This window comes from Pseudomonas sp. NPDC087185 (genome assembly GCF_044744955.1).
Lineage (GTDB): Bacteria > Pseudomonadota > Gammaproteobacteria > Pseudomonadales > Pseudomonadaceae > Aquipseudomonas.
Map to the genome: position 1 here is coordinate 199,347 of NZ_JBIUZK010000001.1, position 18,523 is coordinate 217,869.

Below are 18,523 nucleotides of genomic sequence, written 5' to 3' on the forward strand. Positions count from 1 at the left end.
GCGGCCTCTTTTCAATCACTGGTGCCGGGGGTTGCGCCCCCGGCCGCTTCAATGCGTTGCCTTGATCCGGTCGACCACGCGCTGGGCCAGGTCGTCCGGCTTGAACTTGGCCAGGAAGTCATCGGCACCGACTTTCTTCACCATTGCCTGGTTGAATACCCCGGACAGCGAAGTATGCAGGCAGATGTGCAGCTTTTGCATGCGCGGATCGCTGCGAATCTCCGCCGTCAGCGTATAGCCGTCCATTTCCGGCATTTCAATGTCGGAAATCATCATCAGGAATTCTTCTTCCGGCTTCTTGCCCTCGTCCACCAGCTTGCGCAGGTAGTCCAGGGCCTGGCGGCCGTCGTTGAGCGCCACCACGTCCACACCCACGGTCTGCAGGCAACGGCTGACCTGCTTGCGCGCCACCGACGAATCGTCGACGGTCAGCACCCGCAGCAGCACGGCCTTGTCCTGGGTTTCGGCATCGACCACGCCGGCCGACACCGACTCGGACGATGGCGCCACCTCGGCCAGCACCTTTTCCACGTCGATGATTTCGACCATGCGATTATCCACCCGGGTGACCGCGGTCAGGTAGTGGTCGCGGCCGGTGCCCTTGGGTGGCGGATGGATCGCTTCCCAGTTCATGTTGACGATGCGCTCGACCGAGTGCACCAGGAAGCCCTGGGTCTTGGTGTTGTACTCGGTGATGATCACGAAGCTGTTGCGCGTTTCTTCCTTGAGCCCAGGCAAACCGGTGGCCATCGACAGGTCGAGGATCGGAATGGTCGCCCCGCGAATGTTGGCCACGCCGCGCACCACCGGATGGGATCTGGGCATCACGGTCAGCGCCGGGCACTGCAGCACTTCGCGGACCTTGAACACGTTGATCCCGTACAGCTGTTCGCCATTGAGGCGGAACAGCAGCAATTCCAGGCGATTCTGCCCAACCAGCTGTGTGCGCTGGTTGACTGAATCCATTACCCCCGCCATGCCTGACTCCTTATGGTTTCTGCCTTTTCAAAGCGCTTTTCGTAGCCACTCAGATAGCAAGTCGGCACGGGCTTTGCTTTTTTGAGCGCCATGCACATGAAAACGACAATTTTCCGACGACTGACGCGCCTGCTGAGCGGCTCGCTGGCCGTGCTCTGCCTGCTGGCACCCGGCGCGCGTACGCTGGCGGACGCGGTTACCTTGCCTGAACAGCTTATCGGTGTCACCCAAGGGTTTCTTGAATTCACCGTCGAGGATTACCTGGCAACCACCCAGACCGCCGGGCGCTACGAGATCCAGGTAAACCCGCTCGACCCGCGCCTGCGCATGCCGCTGTGCAGCCAGCCGCTGGACGCTTCGCTGGAAAGCCCGGCGCAGCCCCTGGGCCGGGTGACCGTGCGGGTACGCTGCGATGGCAGCGCGCCGTGGACGATCTTCGTGCCGGCAACCGTGCGGCTGTTCCGCGACGTGGTGGTGGTGACCCGCCCACTGAAGCGGCAGAACATCGTGGGTGAAGGCGACGTGGCCCTGCGCGAACGCGACGTTGGCACCCTCACCCAGGGTTTTCTCACCGAACTGGACCAGGCCGTGGGCATGAAGATGCTGCGCCCCACCGTCATCGACCAGGTGCTCACCCCGCAGCACCTGGAGCAGGCCGAAGTGGTGCGCAAGGGCGACCATGTGGTGATCACCGCCCGCAGCGGCAGCCTCAGCGTGCGCATGCCCGGCGAGGCCTTGAGCAAGGGCGGCCAGGGCGAGCAGATCCGGGTGCGCAACCTCAATTCGCAACGGGTGGTGAAGGCCCGGGTCACGGGCCCCGGACAGGTCGAGGTTGCCATGTAATTTGAGCTGGCGGTGTGCAACTGCTTTTCCTAAACTGTGCCAGAAACGGGTTCGCGGGCTTGCCGACAGGCGGCTATGCATTTGTGCCTAAAGTTTCTTTCGGGATGGCCGAAAACAAGGCAAGCGTCCAAATACCCAGAGGTTTCTGATCATGGTCATCGACTTCAGTCGTTTGAATAACTCTCCGTCCATCACAGGCGGCGTTCGCGGCACTGCCGCGCCAGGCAACGCCGACAAACCCGGCGAAACCAGTGACGCGCCGAAAAGCGCCAGCGCCAGCGGAGAAGCAGTACATCTCAGCCAAGAGGCCCAGCAGTTGCAGAAGATCAGCGACAAGCTGCGCGACCAGCCCGTTGTCGACAATGCCCGCGTGGCGCAGTTGAAACAGGCGATCGCAGATGGCAGCTACCAGGTCGATGCCGGCCGGGTCGCCAGCAAACTGCTCGATTTCGAAGCCCAGCGCTGACCGTTCGGCGCGCTGACTTCACGGACGCTATAAAAGCCAAGAGTTAGCCATGCACGACATCACATTGCTGCAACTGATCGAAGACGACATCGCCCCGACCCAGGAACTGCTCGACCTGCTTCAGCAGGAGGCAGTCGCCCTGCACGGCCGCGACATGACGCCGCTGGAGGGCATCCTGGCCCGCAAGCAGTCGCTGATCGTCCTGCTCGAGCAGCAAGGCATCCGCCGCAACAACCTGCTCACCAGCCTCGGCCTCAGCGCCGACCGTGCCGGGGTGCAGGCTGTGGCTGCGCAATCGCCAAACGGTGAAGTGATCATGCAACAGCTCGATGTACTGACCCAGTTGATGGACGCCTGCCAGAAGGTCAACGAGACCAACGGCCGGATCATCCAGGTGCAGCAGCACGTCACGGCCAACCAGATCAGAATCCTCATGGGCGGCGATTCGCCGTCGCTCTATGACAGCCGTGGCGCCACCTCACCACTGGCCAAGCCCCGGGCGCTCAGCCAAGTGTGATTAGTTGTATCAAGGCACGGAACATACTGGCAAAATGCCGTTACTTGCGTGTGTCGTTTTTGCCTGGAGATTGATAACCCGTGTTCAATGAAACCGATGCGCCGCAGCCACCAAAGGTGCTGAACACTCCTTTGGAGATCGCGGCCAACCTGCGCCAGCTGCAGGAAAGCCACGACCCACTGATCATCACCTTCCATGAGCGCAGCCAGCGGTTCCAGAGCTACGTGGTTCATGTGGACCGTGACAGCAACACCCTGGCACTGGACGAGATGATCCCGCGCGATGGCGAAAAATTCATCGAGAACGGCGAAGCGTTCCGCGTCGAAGGCTTCCACGACGGTGTGCGCATCGCCTGGGAATGCAACCACGAGCTGAAGATCACCGAGGTCGACGGCCACCGCTCCTACCGCGGTGCAATGCCGGAAGAAATGACCTACCACCAGCGCCGCAATGCCTTCCGCGCTGCGCTGAAGCTGTCGCAGCTGGTCGATGTGATCCTCGACGGCACCCACCTCAAGGGCAACGGCGCCCTGCGCGGCAAGCTGCTGGACATTTCCGCCACCGGCTGCAAGCTGCGTTTTGAAGGCAATGTCGAAGACCGCCTGCAACTGGGCCAGGTGTACGAGCGCTTCAAGGCCGGCAACCCGCTGGGCCTAGTCGACACCATGGTCGAGCTGCGCCACCTGCACCACGAAGAACGCATCAACACCACCTTCGCGGGTGTGCGCTTCCACAACCTCAATGGCCAGGCGCAGCGCAAGATCGAAAGCTTCGTGTACCAGCTGCAGCGTGAAGCGCGGCGGTTCGACAAAGACGACTATTGATCGCTTGCTGCATGTGAAAACGCCACCCAATGGGTGGCGTTTTCATTTCACACCGGCTACGCCGACTAAGGCCGCGCTGCCCCTGACTCTGCAGGTTGCTCTGCCTTCTCTTCCACCTCGGTATCCTCAGCCGCCACTGGCGCCTGCATCACCTCCTGCACGGTCTGCTCATCGACCCGCGGGTCGAGTGCCGCCGACAATGGCGAACCGGCCGCCGGCATGGCCACGTGGCCCAGCGGTGCATCCTGCACCTGGTGCAGGCCGGTAACGGCCTTAGGCCGGATGCGCCACACCAGCACCAGCGCAAAGAACACGAAGAAGGCGTAGAGCATCTGCGAACCCAGCACCTTCATCAGCACCCCCGCCGCCAGCGGCCCGATGCACGCCCCGACGCCGTAGGTGACCAGCAGCATCGCGGTCAGCGAGACACGCCGCTCGCTTTCCACATGGTCGTTGGAGAACGCCACCGCCAGCGGATACAGGCAGAACTGCAGCAGCGAGATCAGGAACCCGATGCCGAACAGTAACTCCAGTGGCACGCTAGGCAGGATGGCCAGCGGCGCCGCCGCCAGCGCGAGGCCCACCGCCACACTGCGAATCAGCACCGCCCGGTCGTAGCGGTCGGACAGCCAGCCCAACGGCCACTGCACCAGCAGGCCGGCAAAGATGCAGCTACCCATGAACAGACCAATCTGCTCGGTGGTCAGCCCTTGGCTTGAGGCATACAGCGGCGCCAGGCCGTAGAACGAACCGACGATCAAGCCCGAACCGAGCACCGTGCTCAACGACTGCGGCACACGCTTGATGAAGAACTTCGGCTCCATCGGCGCCGGGCGCAGCGGTGCGGGGTGAATGCGCCGGGTCATCGCCACCGGCACCAGGCACAGGGCGAAGCACATGGCGACCAGCATCAGCAGCTCAGGGCCAAGCTCGGGGTGCACCACCAGGATCAGCTGGCCAAGCACCAGCCCCAGGTAGGAGGCGATCATATAGCCGCTGAACACCGCACCGCGGTGCTTGGCGTCGGCCTGCTCGTTGAGCCAGCTCTCGATGACCATGTACTGGCACATCATCCCCAGGCCGACGATCATCCGCAGCCCGACCCAGGCCGGCAGCCAGCTGGTCATGCCATGGCCAAGCACCGCCGCACAGACGATGCCGGCGCAGGTGGTATAGGCGCGGATATGCCCTACCCGACCAATCAGCCGGTGGCCGACCTTGCCGCCCACGGCCAGGCCGAAATAGTTGGCCGCCATCAGCGCACCGACCCACAGGCTGTCGACATGCTCGGCCGCCAGGCGCAATGCCAGGTAGGTACTGAGCAGGCCCGAGCCGATCAGCATCATCAAGGCAGCGAAATACAGCGACTGAAACGGCTTCCAGATGTTTCGCATACGTCCCCTCGGGCTCCCTGGTCAGGTGGCGTTGGCCTGGCAAGCATAAAAGCAAATGGGCCGCGGCGCAGTCCCCCGCCAGCGAAATAGCCGAACAGGGGCGCGTCCAGTAGCGGTCATGTCGCGATCAGGCCTGGGCCGCCAGCACCCTACGCTCCCACGGCGTGATCTCGTCGAAGAAATCGGTCAGTTCCAGGGTCTTGCTGGCAACGTAGCCTTCGATGAACTCGTTGCCGAACAGTTCCCGTGCCAGCGCGCTGCGCTTGAGGCGCTCCAGCGCCGCGTGCAGCGTACACGGCAGGCTCAACGGCTCGGGCACCTCGAACTCACCCTGGATGGCCGGCGCCGGCTGCAGGCGCTGCTCGATGCCATGCAGGCCGGCGGCCAGGCTGGCGGCGATGGCCAGGTAGGGGTTGGCGTCGGCGCCTGGCAGGCGGTTCTCGACACGTCGAGCCACCGGCGCACTGGCCGGGATGCGCAAGCCTGCGGCGCGGTTGTCCTCGGACCAGCAGGCATTGTTCGGCGAAGCATAGGGATGGCACAGCCGCTGGTACGAATTGACGTTGGGCGCGAACAGCGCAGTGAAGTCAGCCATGCAGGCCTGCAGGCCACCGATGAAGTGGTGGAAGGCCTCGGTCGGCTGGCCCTGATCATCGCTGAACACGTTTCTGCCCGTGGCGATCTCCACCAGGCTCTGGTGGATGTGCATCGAACTGCCTGGCGTATGCGCCAGCGGCTTGGCCATGCACACCACGGTCAGGCCATGCTTGAGCGCCACCTCCTTGAGCAGGTGCTTGAACAGGAACGTCTGGTCGGCCAGCAGCAACGGGTCGCCATGCAGCAGGTTGATCTCGAACTGGCTGACGCCCATTTCGTGCATGAAGGTATCGCGCGGCAGGCCCAGTGCGGCCATGCACGCGTAGACCTCCTGGAAGAACGGCCGCAGGCCGTTGTTGGAGCTGACACTGAAGGCCGAGTGGCCCAGTTCACGGCGGCCGTCCTTGCCCAGTGGTGGCTGAAAAGGTTGCAGCGGGTCGCTGTTGGGCGCGAAGACGAAAAATTCCAGCTCGGTCGCCACCACGGGCGCCAGGCCCAAGGCGGCGTAACGGCCGATCACCGCCTTCAGTAGCCCACGGGTGGACAGGCCTGAAGGGCGGCCATCGAGCTCGTTGGCATCACAGATGGCCAGGGCCAGGCCTTCGTCGCTCCAAGGCAGGCGATGGATCTGCGAAGCTTCTGCCACCAGCGCCAGGTCACCGTCGTCGCTGCCATAGAAGCGTGCCGGCGGGTAACCCCCCATGATGCACTGCAGCAGCACGCCGCGCGCCATCTGCAGCCGGCGGCCTTCAAGGAAGCCTTCGGCGGTCATCACCTTGCCGCGGGGCACACCATTGAGGTCGGGGGTGACGCATTCGATCTGGTCGATGCCCTGGAGGTGCTCGGCGAGCGAGCGCGGGGCTGCGGTGGTCATGACGCTTGTCCTTGTTGTTATAGGCTGACCACAACATAGGCTGGGGGTGTTTAAAATATCAAGCACCCGGTGAAGGGGCGGTGCCGGCCTGTTCGCGGGCTTGTCCCGCGAACAGGCCGGAATGAGCAACTATCATTCCCGCAGGGTCATCCCATTGGAAGGCAGCGGCAAGGCGGTCTTGTACCGCACCTGCTTCAACGCAAAACTCGAGCGAATGTTGGCCACCCCCGGCAACCGCGTCAGGTAATCGAGAAACCGCTCCAGCGCCTGAATGCTCGGCAACAGCACCCGCAGCAGGTAGTCCGGGTCGCCGGTCATCAGGTAGCACTCCATCACCTCGGGCCGCTCGGCAATTTCTTCCTCGAAGCGGTGCAGCGCCTGCTCCACCTGTTTCTCCAGGCTGACATGAATGAACACATTCACATCCAGCCCCAGCACTTCCGGCGACAGCAAGGTCACCTGCTGGCGGATCACCCCCAGCTCTTCCATGGCCTTGACCCGGTTGAAACAGGGCGTCGGCGACAGGTTCACCGACCGCGCCAGCTCGGCGTTGGTGATGCGGGCGTTGTCCTGCAGGCTGTTGAGAATGCCGATATCGGTACGATCGAGTTTGCGCATGAGACAAATTCACCGGTTTTTTGTGTTTATGCGGAATGTTTATCTGCACGCCTGGATAAAGGCAATCAACTTGAGAGAAAAATTCTCCTGCCGTGTCACTACTATGTAATTGACGCTGACCTGCCAGTCACAAGCCGGTAGTCAGCGGCGGCCGCTTCAGAGCTCACAAAAACAACATCCGAGCGAGCGTAAAAAGCATGAACGAGTACGCCCCCCTGCGTTTGCATGTGCCCGAGCCCACCGGCCGGCCAGGCTGCCAGACCGATTTTTCCTACCTGCGCCTCAACGACGCGGGTCAAGTCCGTAAACCCCCGATCGATGTCGACGCTGCCGACACCGCCGACCTGTCCGGCAGCCTGGTGCGCGTGCTCGACGCGCATGGCGATGCGCTTGGCCCCTGGGCCGAGGACATCGACCCCCAGGTGCTGCGCCAAGGCATGCGCGCCATGCTCAAGACGCGCATCTTCGACAGCCGCATGGTGGTTGCCCAGCGCCAGAAGAAAATGTCCTTCTACATGCAGAGCCTGGGTGAAGAAGCCATCGGCAGCGCCCAGGCGCTGGCGCTCAACCGCACCGACATGTGCTTCCCCACCTACCGCCAGCAGAGCATCCTGATGGCCCGCGACGTGTCGCTGGTGGAGATGATCTGCCAGCTACTGTCCAACGAGCGAGACCCGCTCAAGGGCCGCCAGCTGCCGATCATGTATTCGGTGCGCGAGGCCGGCTTCTTCACCATCAGCGGCAACCTGGCGACCCAGTTCGTGCAGGCGGTCGGCTGGGCCATGGCCTCGGCCATCAAGGGCGATACCAAGATCGCCTCGGCCTGGATCGGTGACGGCGCCACCGCCGAATCGGACTTCCACACCGCGCTGACCTTCGCCCACGTGTACCGCGCCCCGGTGATCCTCAACGTGGTCAACAACCAGTGGGCGATCTCCACCTTCCAGGCCATCGCCGGCGGTGAATCGACCACCTTCGCCGGCCGTGGCGTGGGGTGTGGTATCGCCTCGTTGCGCGTCGACGGCAACGACTTCGTCGCCGTGTACGCCGCCTCGCGCTGGGCCGCCGAACGCGCCCGCCGCGGCCTTGGCCCGAGCCTGATCGAGTGGGTCACCTACCGCGCAGGCCCGCACTCGACCTCCGACGACCCGTCCAAATACCGCCCTGCCGACGACTGGAGCCACTTCCCGCTGGGCGACCCGATCGCCCGCCTGAAGCAGCACCTGATCAAGATCGGCCACTGGTCCGAGGAAGAACACCAAGCCGTCACCGCCGAATTCGAAGCCGCAGTGATTGCCGCACAGAAGGAAGCCGAACAGTACGGCACCCTGGCCAACGGCCACATCCCGAGCGCGGCCTCGATGTTCGAGGATGTGTACAAGGAAATGCCCGACCACCTGCGCCGTCAGCGCCAGGAACTGGGGGTTTGAGATGAACGACCACAACAACAGCATCAACCCGGAAACCGCCATGGCCACCACCACCATGACCATGATCCAGGCCCTGCGCTCGGCCATGGATGTCATGCTTGAGCGCGACGACAACGTGGTGATCTACGGCCAGGACGTCGGCTACTTCGGCGGCGTGTTCCGTTGCACCGAAGGCCTGCAGAACAAGTACGGCAAATCGCGCGTGTTCGACGCGCCGATCTCCGAGAGCGGCATCGTTGGCACCGCCGTCGGCATGGGCGCCTATGGCCTGCGGCCGGTGGTGGAAATTCAGTTCGCCGACTACTTCTACCCCGCTTCCGACCAGATCGTGTCCGAGATGGCCCGCCTGCGCTATCGCTCGGCCGGCGAGTTCATCGCCCCGCTGACCCTGCGCATGCCGTGCGGTGGCGGCATCTACGGCGGCCAGACGCACAGCCAGAGCCCGGAGGCGATGTTCACCCAGGTGTGCGGCCTGCGCACGGTAATGCCGTCCAACCCGTATGACGCCAAAGGCTTGCTGATCGCCTCGATCGAATCCGACGACCCGGTGATCTTCCTCGAACCCAAACGCCTGTACAACGGCCCGTTCGACGGCCACCACGACCGCCCGGTAACCCCGTGGTCCAAGCACCCGCACAGCGCGGTGCCGGACGGCTACTACACGGTGCCGCTGGACAAGGCCGCCATCACCCGCCCCGGCAACGACGTGACCGTGCTGACTTACGGCACCACCGTCTATGTGGCCCAGGTGGCCGCCGAAGAGACCGGCGTCGACGCCGAAGTCATCGACCTGCGCAGCCTCTGGCCGCTGGACCTGGACACCATCGTCGCCTCGGTGAAAAAGACCGGCCGCTGCGTGGTCGTGCACGAAGCCACCCGTACCTGCGGCTTTGGTGCCGAACTGGTGTCGCTGGTGCAGGAGCATTGCTTCCACCACCTCGAAGCGCCCATCGAGCGCGTCACCGGCTGGGACACCCCCTACCCCCACGCACAGGAATGGGCTTACTTCCCAGGCCCTTCGCGGGTAGGTGCGGCATTGAAACGGGTCATGGAGGTCTGAATGGGCACGCACGTCATCAAGATGCCGGACATTGGCGAAGGCATCGCGCAGGTCGAGTTGGTCGAGTGGTTTGTAAAGGTCGGCGATGTGATCGCCGAAGACCAGGTGGTGGCCGACGTCATGACCGACAAGGCCACCGTTGAAATCCCTTCGCCGGTCAGCGGCAAGGTGCTGGCCCTCGGTGGCCAGCCAGGTGAAGTGATGGCGGTAGGCAGCGAGCTGATCCGCATCGAAGTCGAAGGCAGCGGCAACCACGTGGATGTGCCGCAGGCCAAGCCGGTCGAGCCGCAGGCCGCACCGGTCGCCGCCAAACCGGAACCCCGTGTCGAAGCACAACCGGTTGCCTGCCCGGCAACCACGTCGCACAGTGCCGCCCCGATCGTGCCGCGCCAGGCCGACGAAAAGCCGCTGGCCTCCCCCGCCGTGCGCAAGCGCGCCCTGGATGCGGGTATCGAATTGCGTTACGTGCATGGCAGCGGCCCCGCCGGGCGCATCCTGCACGAAGACCTCGATGCCTTCATCAGCAAACCGCAGAGCCCTGCCGGCCAGGCACCTGGCGGCTATGCCAAGCGCACCGACAGCGAGCAGGTGCAGGTGATCGGCCTGCGCCGCAAGATCGCCCAGCGCATGCAGGATGCCAAACGCCGCGTGGCGCACTTCAGCTATGTCGAGGAAATCGACGTCACAGCGCTGGAAGCCCTGCGCCAGCAACTCAACAGCAAGCACGGTGACAGCCGCGGCAAGCTGACCCTGTTGCCGTTCCTGGTGCGCGCCCTGGTCGTGGCGCTGCGTGACTTCCCGCAGATCAACGCCACCTATGACGACGAAGCCCAGGTCATCACCCGCCATGGCGCGGTGCACGTGGGCATCGCCACCCAAGGCGACAACGGCCTGATGGTGCCGGTGCTGCGCCACGCCGAGGCCGGCAGCCTGTGGGGCAATGCCAGCGAGATTGGCCGCCTGGCCAATGCCGCGCGCAACAACAAGGCCAGCCGCGAGGAACTGTCCGGCTCGACCATCACCCTGACCAGCCTCGGTGCGTTGGGCGGTATCGTCAGCACACCGGTGGTCAACACCCCGGAGGTAGCGATCGTCGGCGTCAACCGCATGGTCGAGCGGCCGATGGTGGTCGATGGCCAGATCGTGATCCGCAAGATGATGAACCTGTCCAGCTCGTTCGACCACCGGGTGGTCGATGGCATGGATGCCGCGCTGTTCATCCAGGCCGTGCGCGGCCTGCTTGAGCAACCCGCCTGCCTGTTCGTGGAGTAAGCATGCAACAGACTATCGACACCACCCTGCTGATCATCGGTGGCGGCCCCGGTGGCTACGTGGCTGCCATCCGCGCCGGGCAACTGGGCATCCCCACCGTGCTGGTGGAAGGCCAGGCGCTGGGCGGCACTTGCCTGAACATCGGCTGCATTCCGTCCAAGGCGCTGATCCATGTGGCTGAGCAGTTCCACCAGGCTTCGCGCTTCACCGAACCCTCCGAGCTGGGTATCAGCGTTTCCTCGCCGCGCCTGGACATCGCCCAGAGCGTGGCCTGGAAGGACGGCATCGTCGACCGCCTGACCACCGGCGTCGCCGCGCTGCTGAAAAAGCACGGGGTCAAGGTGATCCACGGTTGGGCGAAGATCCTCGACGGCAAGCACGTCGACGTCGATGGCCAGCGCATCCAGTGCGAGCACCTGCTGCTGGCCACCGGCTCGAACAGCGTCGAACTGCCGATGCTGCCGCTGGGCGGCCCGATCATCTCTTCCACCGAAGCCCTGGCCCCGCAGACGCTGCCCAACCACCTGGTGGTGGTGGGCGGCGGCTACATCGGGCTGGAACTGGGCATCGCCTATCGCAAGCTGGGCGCGCAGGTCAGCGTGGTGGAAGCGCGCGAGCGCATCCTGCCGACCTACGACAGCGAGCTGACCGCACCGGTGGCCGAATCGCTGAAGAAGCTGGGCATCGCCGTACACCTGGGGCACAGCGTCGAGGGCTATGCCAACGGCTGCCTGCTGGCCCGCGACGGCCAGGGCGGGCAGTTGCGCCTGGAGGCCGACCGGGTACTGGTGGCGGTGGGCCGTCGCCCGCGCACGCAGGGCTACAACCTGGAAAGCCTGGAACTGAAAATGAACGGTACCGCCATCGCCATCGACGAACGCTGCCAGACCAGCATGCGCAACGTCTGGGCCATCGGTGACGTGGCCGGCGAACCAATGCTGGCCCACCGCGCGATGGCGCAAGGTGAGATGGTTGCCGAAATCATTGCCGGCAAGGCGCGGCGCTTCGAGCCCAGCGCGATTGCCGCAGTGTGCTTCACCGACCCGGAAGTGGTGGTGGCCGGCACCACGCCGGAACAGGCCAGTCAACAAGGGCTGGACTGCATCGTCGCGCAGTTCCCGTTCGCCGCCAACGGGCGGGCCATGAGCCTTGAGTCGAAAACTGGCTTCGTGCGCGTGGTGGCACGCCGTGACAATCACTTGATCGTGGGTTGGCAGGCGGTGGGTGCAGCAGTATCGGAACTGTCCACGGCCTTTGCCCAGTCCCTGGAAATGGGCGCCCGCCTGGAAGATATCGCAGGCACCATCCACGCCCACCCGACCCTGGGCGAGGCGGTGCAGGAAGCGGCATTGCGCGCGCTGGGCCACGCCCTGCACATCTGACACTGAAGCGGCCAAGGCCGATTTGGCCCGTGGCGCCCCTTAGGCGCCGCGGGTCTTTTTTCATTCAGCGCCGGCGTCCACTCACTCGCAGATGCTGTTTTTGCCCGCCCCCTTGGCTCGGTACAAGGCTTTGTCAGCACGCCCCAGCAGGTCATGCTGGTCTTCACCCTCCTGCCACTGCACCACGCCGTAGCTCAGAGTCAGGCGGCACTCGCCAACCTGCTCGACCTGCACCATCGCCTGGCGCAACCGGGCTGCCACCTGCAGTGCCTCAACCAGCGTGGTCTGCGGCAACACCATGACGAACTCGTCACCGCCCCAGCGCGCCAGCAGGTCCTGGTCGCGCAGGCACGGACGCAAGCACTCGACGACGTGAACCAAAGCTGCATCGCCCTGGGCGTGGCCAAAACGGTCGTTGATCGGCTTGAAGTCATCCACGTCCATGGCGATCACCGCCAACGGCTCACGGAACCGCTGGGCGCGCCTGCACTCCTGTTGCAGCGCCTTTTCCAGCCGGTAGCGATTGGCGATGCGGGTCAATGCATCGCGCTCGGCCAGCTCACGGTTTTCGTCCAGCTGGCGCTGCAGCTGCTGGTTGACCCAGGACAGCTCGCGCGTGCGCTCGGCCACCTGGGCCTCCAGCGACTGGTTCTTCTGCTCGAGCTGGGCCACCAGGCGCTTGCCGGCATCGATGTTGCGGTGCGCACCCAGCATGCGCGCCACCGAGCCATCTTCGTTGCGGGCGATGATGTGGCCGCTGTCCTCGATCCACACGTAGCTGCCATCCTGGCAGCGGCAGCGGTATTCGATGAGGTAGCGCTCATTGCGCTGGTTGATGTAGGCCTCGAAATGCGCCATCACCCGCGGGTAATCCTCGGGGTGGATCACACTCTCCCAGGTCAGCACGCTGTTGGCCATGGAATGGCTGGCGTAGCCGAGCATGGCGTACCAGCCGGGGTTGCGATAGACGTAGCCGGTATTGGCATTCCAGTCCCAGATACCATCGCTGATCAACTCGAACAGCATATGCAGCTGTTGTTCACTGAAGCCGGGCGGCACCGGCCTTGATTCCTGACTCATGGACGCTCTCCCTGTTGTCCAGCAACTGCGCCCGGTCAAGGTGCTGCCGACTGTGCTCGTCATTGCCGTAAGCGGCAAGATCGTTCCCCTGCCGGGCGAGCATATTCCGTACGCACGGTTACCGGAATAGCCCAGACGCCCTATTTTCCCGGTTTAGCTGGCTGGCATGGCTTTTGCCCCTGTCCCTGGCCCATTCAAGACTTCCAGGGAGAAGGAGGAGACACCGTGATCACACTTAATGGCTTAGGCTGGCAGCCCGCGCTCCAGCAGCAGAACCGCATCAACATTGAACAGCCTCTGGCGCAGGTGCTGCCCCTGCGTGCGCCGCTGGCCGCCAGCAACACCACGGCGCAACAGAACAACCAAGGCAGCACGTCACAGCAGAATGCCGAGGACGCCCGCGAAGAAGCCTTCGCCAAGCTCAAGGTGCTGCTACAGAACCCCGACATTGCCGCACGCCAGCAGGCCGGCGCCAGCACCCAGGAAACCAGCAGCGCCGTGCAGGATTTCCGCGAGTACATGGCCAAGACCCCCGAGCAGAAAATCCAGGAAAAAGTGCTCGCTGAACTGGGCATGACGCCAGAGGAATTCGAGGCGCTGCCACCGGAACAAAAAGCCAAGATCGGCGAGCAGATCGCCCAGCGCATCAAGGAAGACATTGCGCTGAAAACCCAGGCAAAAGTGCAGGAGCAGGCAGTGCGTGCCGAGCAAGTTCGCCAGGGTACGGACATTGCGGCTTCACAGGGCACGGATGAACGCGAGAAGGCCCTGGAGACCGGCCAACTCTGAGTACAAGGCCACCCCTGCACCGGGGTGGCCTCACCCCACCTGCAACAGCGCCTCTTCCACCGCTGCTACCTGCGGGTTGCCAACCGCACCCGGCAGCCGCCATGGCGCGATGGTAGGCCGAGCGGCTCCGGCTGATCGATTGCCACCACCCGCTCGCCGCTGTCCAGGTAAGGCTGCACCAGGCTTTTGCGCCCGATCAGCACACCGGCCCCCAGCAGGCTTGCAGCAAGTCAATCGAGTACACGTTGCCGCCCCTGGGCGTTGGCATGGCGACGCTATGGGGGGCTGAAGCATCTGAGTCTGTAGGCGTGGTGCCAAAATGATAGGGCATTAATCGACGCTGGCACGCCGTATAATCGCGGCCCCCAGAAATCCGATGATGTTTTCTCATGAAGAAACTGCTGTACGTCGTAACCCTCGCCCTCGCTGCCATCCCCAGTGCCTTCGCCAACCCACCCGCGACCTTTACCGAAGCCAAGTTCGTCGCCAAACAGAAAATCTACCTCGACCAGGCCGACAGCCCCATGGGCGAGCTGTACTGTGGCTGCAAATGGGCCTGGGTAGGCAAGTCCGGTGGCCGAGTCGATGCCAAGTCCTGCGGTTACGAAACCCGCAAGTTGCAGACCCGTGCCGAGCGGACCGAGTGGGAGCACATCGTGCCGGCCTGGACCTTTGGCCATCAGCGCCAGTGCTGGCAGGACGGCGGACGCGAGCATTGCGTCAGTGAAGACCCGACCTTCCGCGCCATGGAAGCCGACTTGTTCAACCTCTACCCATCCGTGGGTGAAGTGAACGGTGACCGCAGCAACTTCAATTACGGCATGGTGTCGGGCGTCGCCCCGCAATACGGCCAGTGCACCACCAAGGTCGACTTCCAGCAGAAGGTTGCCGAACCGCGTGATGAGGTAAAAGGCCTGGTTGCACGCACCACGTTCTACATGTTCGACCGCTACAAGCTGAGCATGTCGCGCCAGCAGCAACAGTTGCTGATGGCCTGGGACAAGCAGCACCCGGTGTCGGCGTGGGAAAAACAGCGGGACCAGCGCATTGCCGCGATCATGGGCCACTCCAACCCCTTCGTGACGGGCGAGCGGGCGTGGACACTGGGCTACAAGCCTGTGGGCGCTGCCGACGGCGTCGCACCCGCGGCCCCGAAAACCGGGGTCAAGGATGTGGCCAAACCCACCCTGGCAAGCGCGTCGATCGATGGCGCAATCATTGGCAACATCAACAGCCATGTCTATCACCTGGCCAGTGGTTGCCCAGGGTACAGCCAGGTTGCGCAGAAGAATCAGGTGGCTTTTGGCTCTGAGGCCGAGGCACAGGCGGCGGGGTATCGCAAGGCGGGTAACTGCAAGTAGCAGAAATATGGCGTCCCAGGGCAGGTTCGAACTGCCAACCTTCCCCTTAGGAGGGGGATGCTCTATCCAATTGAGCTACTGAGACACAAGAACCGGCAGCGAACGCTGCACAGCTGGACGGCGAGCATGTTAACCAGCAGGCTGCCGTTTGTCATGCATCTCTCAGGCTTTTTGCATGTAGGGCGTTTCTGATGCATTCAAACGAGCAGCCCCTCCTGGCGAAGCAGATCGAGCAACGCGCTCACTGCCGCCACCAGCGACCCCGAGTTATCCAACCAATGCACCGTCACGTCGGGGTCGACCTGCAGCCGGGCGCTGCGCGCCAGGCGTTGTTCAACCTCATCTATCGTCTCTCGGCCTCGGGCGAGCAGGCGTTCGCGCAAGACGTCGGGCTTGACCTGCAGGCACACTGCCAACAGGTCGGGGTAACGCTTGCGTGCTTCAGGCAGATAGGCCCGGGAGCCATTGACCAACACCGATCGCCCTTGCGCAAGCCAGTGATCTACCTGTGCAGGGATGCCGTACTGCAGGCCATTGGCCTGCCAGTGCATGGCGAATTCGCCAGCTGCGCGCATTGCCGCGAAACGTTCCGGGGTGACGCCCTGCGCCGCTTCGCCCTTCGCCTCGGCGGAGCGGGTAATGACCCGGCGAGCGATCAGCACCCCGGCCGCCATCAGGTCCTGGCGAGCTGCGTCGAGCAGGGAATCTTTTCCCGAACCTGAAGGTCCTATCAGAAATATCAGGTGGCCTGAGGCTTTTTGTTGGCTGCTTGCGTCATGTTGCATAGCCACTATGCTCTATGAAAGGAAACCCACGCATTTTAGGGTTTTTCTGTGACCTTTGCTGCGTTTTACAGGTTTTTGACGGCAAAGGTCTGACGGCATGGTGAACCTGGTAATGCAAAACTTTTCAAACCAGTGCTCATTTCTGATAATTGGTACTGGCAAAAAGCCTTTATCGGGATCACTATTTGTCACAGAATTGACGCCAAGGAAACGGCGACCTTGAGGCAAGATGAGCACCAAATTTTCCTGTCGGTTGAACATTTTGTCGTCGCCACGGTCGTACCACCATCCCGTGCGGCCAATTTGAGAACCGCTTCCCCTGAACCAAAAACCGGTCAATTTATATGCGCCCAATGAAACAGGCTATTTATTCGAGCCGCACCGCTGACAAGTTCGTCGTCCGCCTGCCAGACGGGATGCGTGAGCGCATTGCCGAGGTAGCGCGCAACCATCACCGCAGCATGAACTCCGAAATCATCGCGCGCCTGGAGCAGAGCCTTATCCAGGAAGGTGCGTTGGGTGACGAGCTGAGCATGCGCCTGGACAGCCCTGAGCTGTCCCTGCATGAGCGCGAGTTGCTGCAGCGCTTCCGCCAGCTGTCCCACCGCCAGCAGAATGCGCTGGTCGCCCTCATCGCTCACGATGTGGAAATGGCCGCCGACGCCTCCTGAGGCGTGTAGCGAGCACAAAAAAAGCCAGCGTAAGCTGGCTTTTTTCATTGCCCTGTCCCGTCCTGAATAAGGTTTACACCTCCCATCCCGAATTTCCGGAGAGTCAGATGGAGCAAGGTGTAAAGCGCACACAGCGAGATTACTCACTGTCTTTTAAATTGGCGGTGGTTGATCAGATTGAAAAAGGCGAACTGACCTACAAGCAGGCCCAGGTGCGGTATGGCATCCAGGGTCGGTCGACAGTTCTGGTATGGTTGCGTAAGCACGGTCGGCAGGATTGGAGCCAGGGGGCGTAGATCCGAGACGAGAGGAGCTGCGCGATGTCTGACCCCAAAACGCTTACTCCAGAGCAGCGGATCAAAGAGCTTGAGCAGCAGCTTGAGCTGATGAGCCAGAAGGCTCAGTTTTTCGAGACGGTCGTTGATGTTCTGAAAAATGACTATGGTGTCTCGGTCGTAAAAAAGCGATCCGGCAAGTCCTCTCGCAAGGTCAAGTCGCAGGACTGAGCATTGCCAGGGCTTGTCAGTTTCTAGGCATCAGTCGACAGGCTTACTACAAGCGCAACCGGGCCGCTGACAGCAAAGCGCTTGAGGCAGATCGGGTGGTTGAGTTTGTTCAGCAAGTCCGGATGCGCCAGCCTCGGCTGGGTACACGCAAGCTGCACTATCTGCTGCATTGCCAACCTGACAGACGCTTCCAGGTTGGCCGAGATAGGCTGTTCCAGGTCTTGGGAGAGCGTCGTTTGCTAGTGCTACCTAAGCGCGCCTACCACAAGACGACACAGAGCTTTCATCACTTCTATCGCCATCCCAACCTTCTCAAGCCTGGCCCAAGTCAGATCGTTCCGACAAGGCCGGAGCATGTTTGGGTTGCCGACATTACTTACCTGCCCGCACGTAATGGCCCGCTGTACCTGAGCCTGGTAACGGATGCGTACTCTAGGAAAATTGTTGGCCACCACGTCCATGAAAGCCTGCATGCCGAATCGGTGGCGCAAGCTTTCAAGCAGGCATTACGGAAGCGAGGTCGTCGCCAGCCACTCGTCCATCATTCCGATCGAGGTATCCAATACTGCTCGGCGCTATACCAGTCACTTCATCAGCGGCATGGGGTTCAGTGCTCGATGACAGATGGGTATGACTGCTACCAGAACGCACTGGCCGAGCGAGTCAACGGAATCCTCAAGACGGAGCTGCTATTGAACAGTCCTGAAGACTTGGAGCAAGCAAGGCGGATGGTCGATGAGGCGGTGCAAATCTACAACACAGAGCGGCCTCATATGGCCCTGAAAAACAAAACGCCCGATGCGGTGCATCGGGCGTTTTGAGGCCTATCGGCCTACCTGAAAAGGTGTAAACCTATTTCAGGACTAGACACCTACAGACAGGCCCATCACTTCTACCGCTATCCCAACTTACGCAATCCTCAAGATGGAGCTGCTGTTGAGCAGCCCTGAGGATCCGGAGCAAGCGAGGCAGATGGTTGACGAGGCAGTGCAGCTTTAAAGCACAGAACGGCCTCATATGACCCTGAAAAACAAAACGCCCGATGCGGTGCATCGGGCGTTTTGAGGCCTGTCGGC

17 protein-coding genes, 1 tRNA gene and 1 pseudogene are annotated in these 18,523 nt (G+C 62.6%); 12 read left to right on the forward strand and 7 right to left on the reverse strand.

Going from position 1 to position 18,523, the window contains the following annotated elements; genetic code table 11:
- Positions 1-48: 48 nt before the first annotated feature.
- Positions 49-978 (reverse strand): chemotaxis protein CheV, encoded by a 930-nt coding sequence (locus ACIPIJ_RS00855; RefSeq protein WP_401071840.1) that lies wholly within the window; start codon positions 976-978, stop codon positions 49-51.
- A 90-nt stretch (positions 979-1,068) separates the two neighbouring features.
- Here ACIPIJ_RS00855 and flgA point away from each other — a divergent pair, with 90 nt between their 5' ends.
- The 4 genes from flgA to ACIPIJ_RS00875 all read left to right on the forward strand — a co-directional run bounded on the left by flgA (position 1,069) and on the right by ACIPIJ_RS00875 (position 3,628).
- Positions 1,069-1,821, forward strand: coding sequence for a flagellar basal body P-ring formation chaperone FlgA (gene flgA / locus ACIPIJ_RS00860; RefSeq protein WP_401071842.1), 753 nt, complete (start codon positions 1,069-1,071; stop codon positions 1,819-1,821).
- A 151-nt stretch (positions 1,822-1,972) separates the two neighbouring features.
- Positions 1,973-2,287 (forward strand): flagellar biosynthesis anti-sigma factor FlgM, encoded by a 315-nt coding sequence (flgM, locus tag ACIPIJ_RS00865; protein WP_401071844.1) that lies wholly within the window; start codon positions 1,973-1,975, stop codon positions 2,285-2,287.
- Positions 2,288-2,336: 49 nt separating this feature from the next.
- Entirely contained in the window at positions 2,337-2,804 is a 468-nt protein-coding gene (locus tag ACIPIJ_RS00870) for a flagella synthesis protein FlgN (protein ID WP_401071846.1), read from the forward strand.
- An 80-nt stretch (positions 2,805-2,884) separates the two neighbouring features.
- The gene (locus ACIPIJ_RS00875) at positions 2,885-3,628 is read left to right on the forward strand and encodes a flagellar brake protein (protein WP_401071848.1); all 744 of its coding nucleotides are present in this window, start codon (positions 2,885-2,887) and stop codon (positions 3,626-3,628) included.
- 65 nt (positions 3,629-3,693) lie between these two features.
- Here ACIPIJ_RS00875 and ACIPIJ_RS00880 read toward each other — a convergent pair whose 3' ends face one another.
- From ACIPIJ_RS00880 to bkdR, 3 genes are all read right to left on the reverse strand, one after another.
- The gene (locus tag ACIPIJ_RS00880) at positions 3,694-5,022 is read right to left on the reverse strand and encodes an MFS transporter (RefSeq protein ID WP_401071850.1); all 1,329 of its coding nucleotides are present in this window, start codon (positions 5,020-5,022) and stop codon (positions 3,694-3,696) included.
- Positions 5,023-5,149: 127 nt separating this feature from the next.
- Entirely contained in the window at positions 5,150-6,391 is a 1,242-nt protein-coding gene (locus ACIPIJ_RS00885) for a glutamine synthetase family protein (protein ID WP_401073383.1), read from the reverse strand.
- 234 nt (positions 6,392-6,625) lie between these two features.
- Positions 6,626-7,111, reverse strand: coding sequence for a Bkd operon transcriptional regulator BkdR (bkdR, locus tag ACIPIJ_RS00890; RefSeq protein ID WP_012315571.1), 486 nt, complete (start codon positions 7,109-7,111; stop codon positions 6,626-6,628).
- A gap of 197 nt (positions 7,112-7,308) precedes the next feature.
- Between bkdR and ACIPIJ_RS00895 the strand changes: the two genes are divergently transcribed.
- The 4 genes from ACIPIJ_RS00895 to lpdA are packed head-to-tail and all read left to right on the forward strand — an operon-like array spanning position 7,309 to position 12,255.
- Positions 7,309-8,541: a 3-methyl-2-oxobutanoate dehydrogenase (2-methylpropanoyl-transferring) subunit alpha gene (locus ACIPIJ_RS00895; RefSeq protein ID WP_401071852.1), complete on the forward strand. Its 1,233-nt coding sequence runs from the start codon at positions 7,309-7,311 to the stop codon at positions 8,539-8,541.
- Between the two features lies 1 nt (position 8,542).
- Complete coding sequence (locus ACIPIJ_RS00900; protein ID WP_401071854.1) at positions 8,543-9,601, forward strand: alpha-ketoacid dehydrogenase subunit beta; 1,059 nt, start codon at positions 8,543-8,545, stop codon at positions 9,599-9,601.
- Positions 9,602-10,873 (forward strand): dihydrolipoamide acetyltransferase family protein, encoded by a 1,272-nt coding sequence (locus ACIPIJ_RS00905; RefSeq protein ID WP_401071856.1) that lies wholly within the window; start codon positions 9,602-9,604, stop codon positions 10,871-10,873.
- Positions 10,874-10,875: 2 nt separating this feature from the next.
- On the forward strand, positions 10,876-12,255 hold the full coding sequence (gene lpdA / locus ACIPIJ_RS00910; RefSeq protein ID WP_401071858.1) for a dihydrolipoyl dehydrogenase: 1,380 nt from the start codon (positions 10,876-10,878) through the stop codon (positions 12,253-12,255).
- An 81-nt stretch (positions 12,256-12,336) separates the two neighbouring features.
- On the opposite strand, the gene ACIPIJ_RS00915 is transcribed toward lpdA, so the two are convergent.
- A complete protein-coding gene (locus ACIPIJ_RS00915; RefSeq protein ID WP_401071860.1) occupies positions 12,337-13,335 on the reverse strand; it encodes a diguanylate cyclase domain-containing protein in 999 nt (332 codons plus the stop codon).
- 225 nt (positions 13,336-13,560) lie between these two features.
- On the opposite strand from ACIPIJ_RS00915, the gene ACIPIJ_RS00920 reads away from it, so the two are divergent.
- Both ACIPIJ_RS00920 and ACIPIJ_RS00925 read left to right on the forward strand, forming a co-directional pair.
- Entirely contained in the window at positions 13,561-14,124 is a 564-nt protein-coding gene (locus ACIPIJ_RS00920; RefSeq protein WP_401071862.1) for a hypothetical protein, read from the forward strand.
- 389 nt (positions 14,125-14,513) lie between these two features.
- The gene (locus ACIPIJ_RS00925; protein ID WP_401071864.1) at positions 14,514-15,485 is read left to right on the forward strand and encodes an endonuclease; all 972 of its coding nucleotides are present in this window, start codon (positions 14,514-14,516) and stop codon (positions 15,483-15,485) included.
- Positions 15,486-15,493: 8 nt separating this feature from the next.
- Here the strand turns inward: ACIPIJ_RS00925 and ACIPIJ_RS00930 are convergent.
- Together ACIPIJ_RS00930 and phnN are read right to left on the reverse strand one after the other, a co-directional pair.
- Positions 15,494-15,570, reverse strand: a tRNA-Arg gene (locus ACIPIJ_RS00930).
- 112 nt (positions 15,571-15,682) lie between these two features.
- Positions 15,683-16,270, reverse strand: coding sequence for a phosphonate metabolism protein/1,5-bisphosphokinase (PRPP-forming) PhnN (phnN, locus tag ACIPIJ_RS00935; RefSeq protein ID WP_401071866.1), 588 nt, complete (start codon positions 16,268-16,270; stop codon positions 15,683-15,685).
- A 344-nt stretch (positions 16,271-16,614) separates the two neighbouring features.
- Between phnN and ACIPIJ_RS00940 the strand changes: the two genes are divergently transcribed.
- Positions 16,615-16,941: an Arc family DNA-binding protein gene (locus tag ACIPIJ_RS00940; protein ID WP_003254499.1), complete on the forward strand. Its 327-nt coding sequence runs from the start codon at positions 16,615-16,617 to the stop codon at positions 16,939-16,941.
- Positions 16,942-17,048: 107 nt separating this feature from the next.
- Positions 17,049-18,268 (forward strand): annotated as a pseudogene (locus ACIPIJ_RS00945) (IS3 family transposase).
- Positions 18,269-18,523: the final 255 nt, after the last annotated feature.

What these genes read in the sequence shown, in the direction of transcription:
- ACIPIJ_RS00855 (WP_401071840.1), bottom strand. Translation starts at nt 978, where the DNA reads ATGGCGGGGGTAATGGATTCAGTCAACCAGCGCACACAGCTGGTTGGG.
- flgA (WP_401071842.1), top strand. Translation starts at nt 1,069, where the DNA reads ATGCACATGAAAACGACAATTTTCCGACGACTGACGCGCCTGCTGAGC.
- flgM (WP_401071844.1), top strand. Translation starts at nt 1,973, where the DNA reads ATGGTCATCGACTTCAGTCGTTTGAATAACTCTCCGTCCATCACAGGC.
- ACIPIJ_RS00870 (WP_401071846.1), top strand. Translation starts at nt 2,337, where the DNA reads ATGCACGACATCACATTGCTGCAACTGATCGAAGACGACATCGCCCCG.
- ACIPIJ_RS00880 (WP_401071850.1), bottom strand. Translation starts at nt 5,022, where the DNA reads ATGCGAAACATCTGGAAGCCGTTTCAGTCGCTGTATTTCGCTGCCTTG.
- ACIPIJ_RS00885 (WP_401073383.1), bottom strand. Translation starts at nt 6,391, where the DNA reads ATGACCGCCGAAGGCTTCCTTGAAGGCCGCCGGCTGCAGATGGCGCGC.
- bkdR (WP_012315571.1), bottom strand. Translation starts at nt 7,111, where the DNA reads ATGCGCAAACTCGATCGTACCGATATCGGCATTCTCAACAGCCTGCAG.
- ACIPIJ_RS00895 (WP_401071852.1), top strand. Translation starts at nt 7,309, where the DNA reads ATGAACGAGTACGCCCCCCTGCGTTTGCATGTGCCCGAGCCCACCGGC.
- ACIPIJ_RS00900 (WP_401071854.1), top strand. Translation starts at nt 8,543, where the DNA reads ATGAACGACCACAACAACAGCATCAACCCGGAAACCGCCATGGCCACC.
- ACIPIJ_RS00905 (WP_401071856.1), top strand. Translation starts at nt 9,602, where the DNA reads ATGGGCACGCACGTCATCAAGATGCCGGACATTGGCGAAGGCATCGCG.
- lpdA (WP_401071858.1), top strand. Translation starts at nt 10,876, where the DNA reads ATGCAACAGACTATCGACACCACCCTGCTGATCATCGGTGGCGGCCCC.
- ACIPIJ_RS00915 (WP_401071860.1), bottom strand. Translation starts at nt 13,335, where the DNA reads ATGAGTCAGGAATCAAGGCCGGTGCCGCCCGGCTTCAGTGAACAACAG.
- ACIPIJ_RS00925 (WP_401071864.1), top strand. Translation starts at nt 14,514, where the DNA reads ATGAAGAAACTGCTGTACGTCGTAACCCTCGCCCTCGCTGCCATCCCC.
- phnN (WP_401071866.1), bottom strand. Translation starts at nt 16,270, where the DNA reads ATGCAACATGACGCAAGCAGCCAACAAAAAGCCTCAGGCCACCTGATA.
- ACIPIJ_RS00940 (WP_003254499.1), top strand. Translation starts at nt 16,615, where the DNA reads ATGCGCCCAATGAAACAGGCTATTTATTCGAGCCGCACCGCTGACAAG.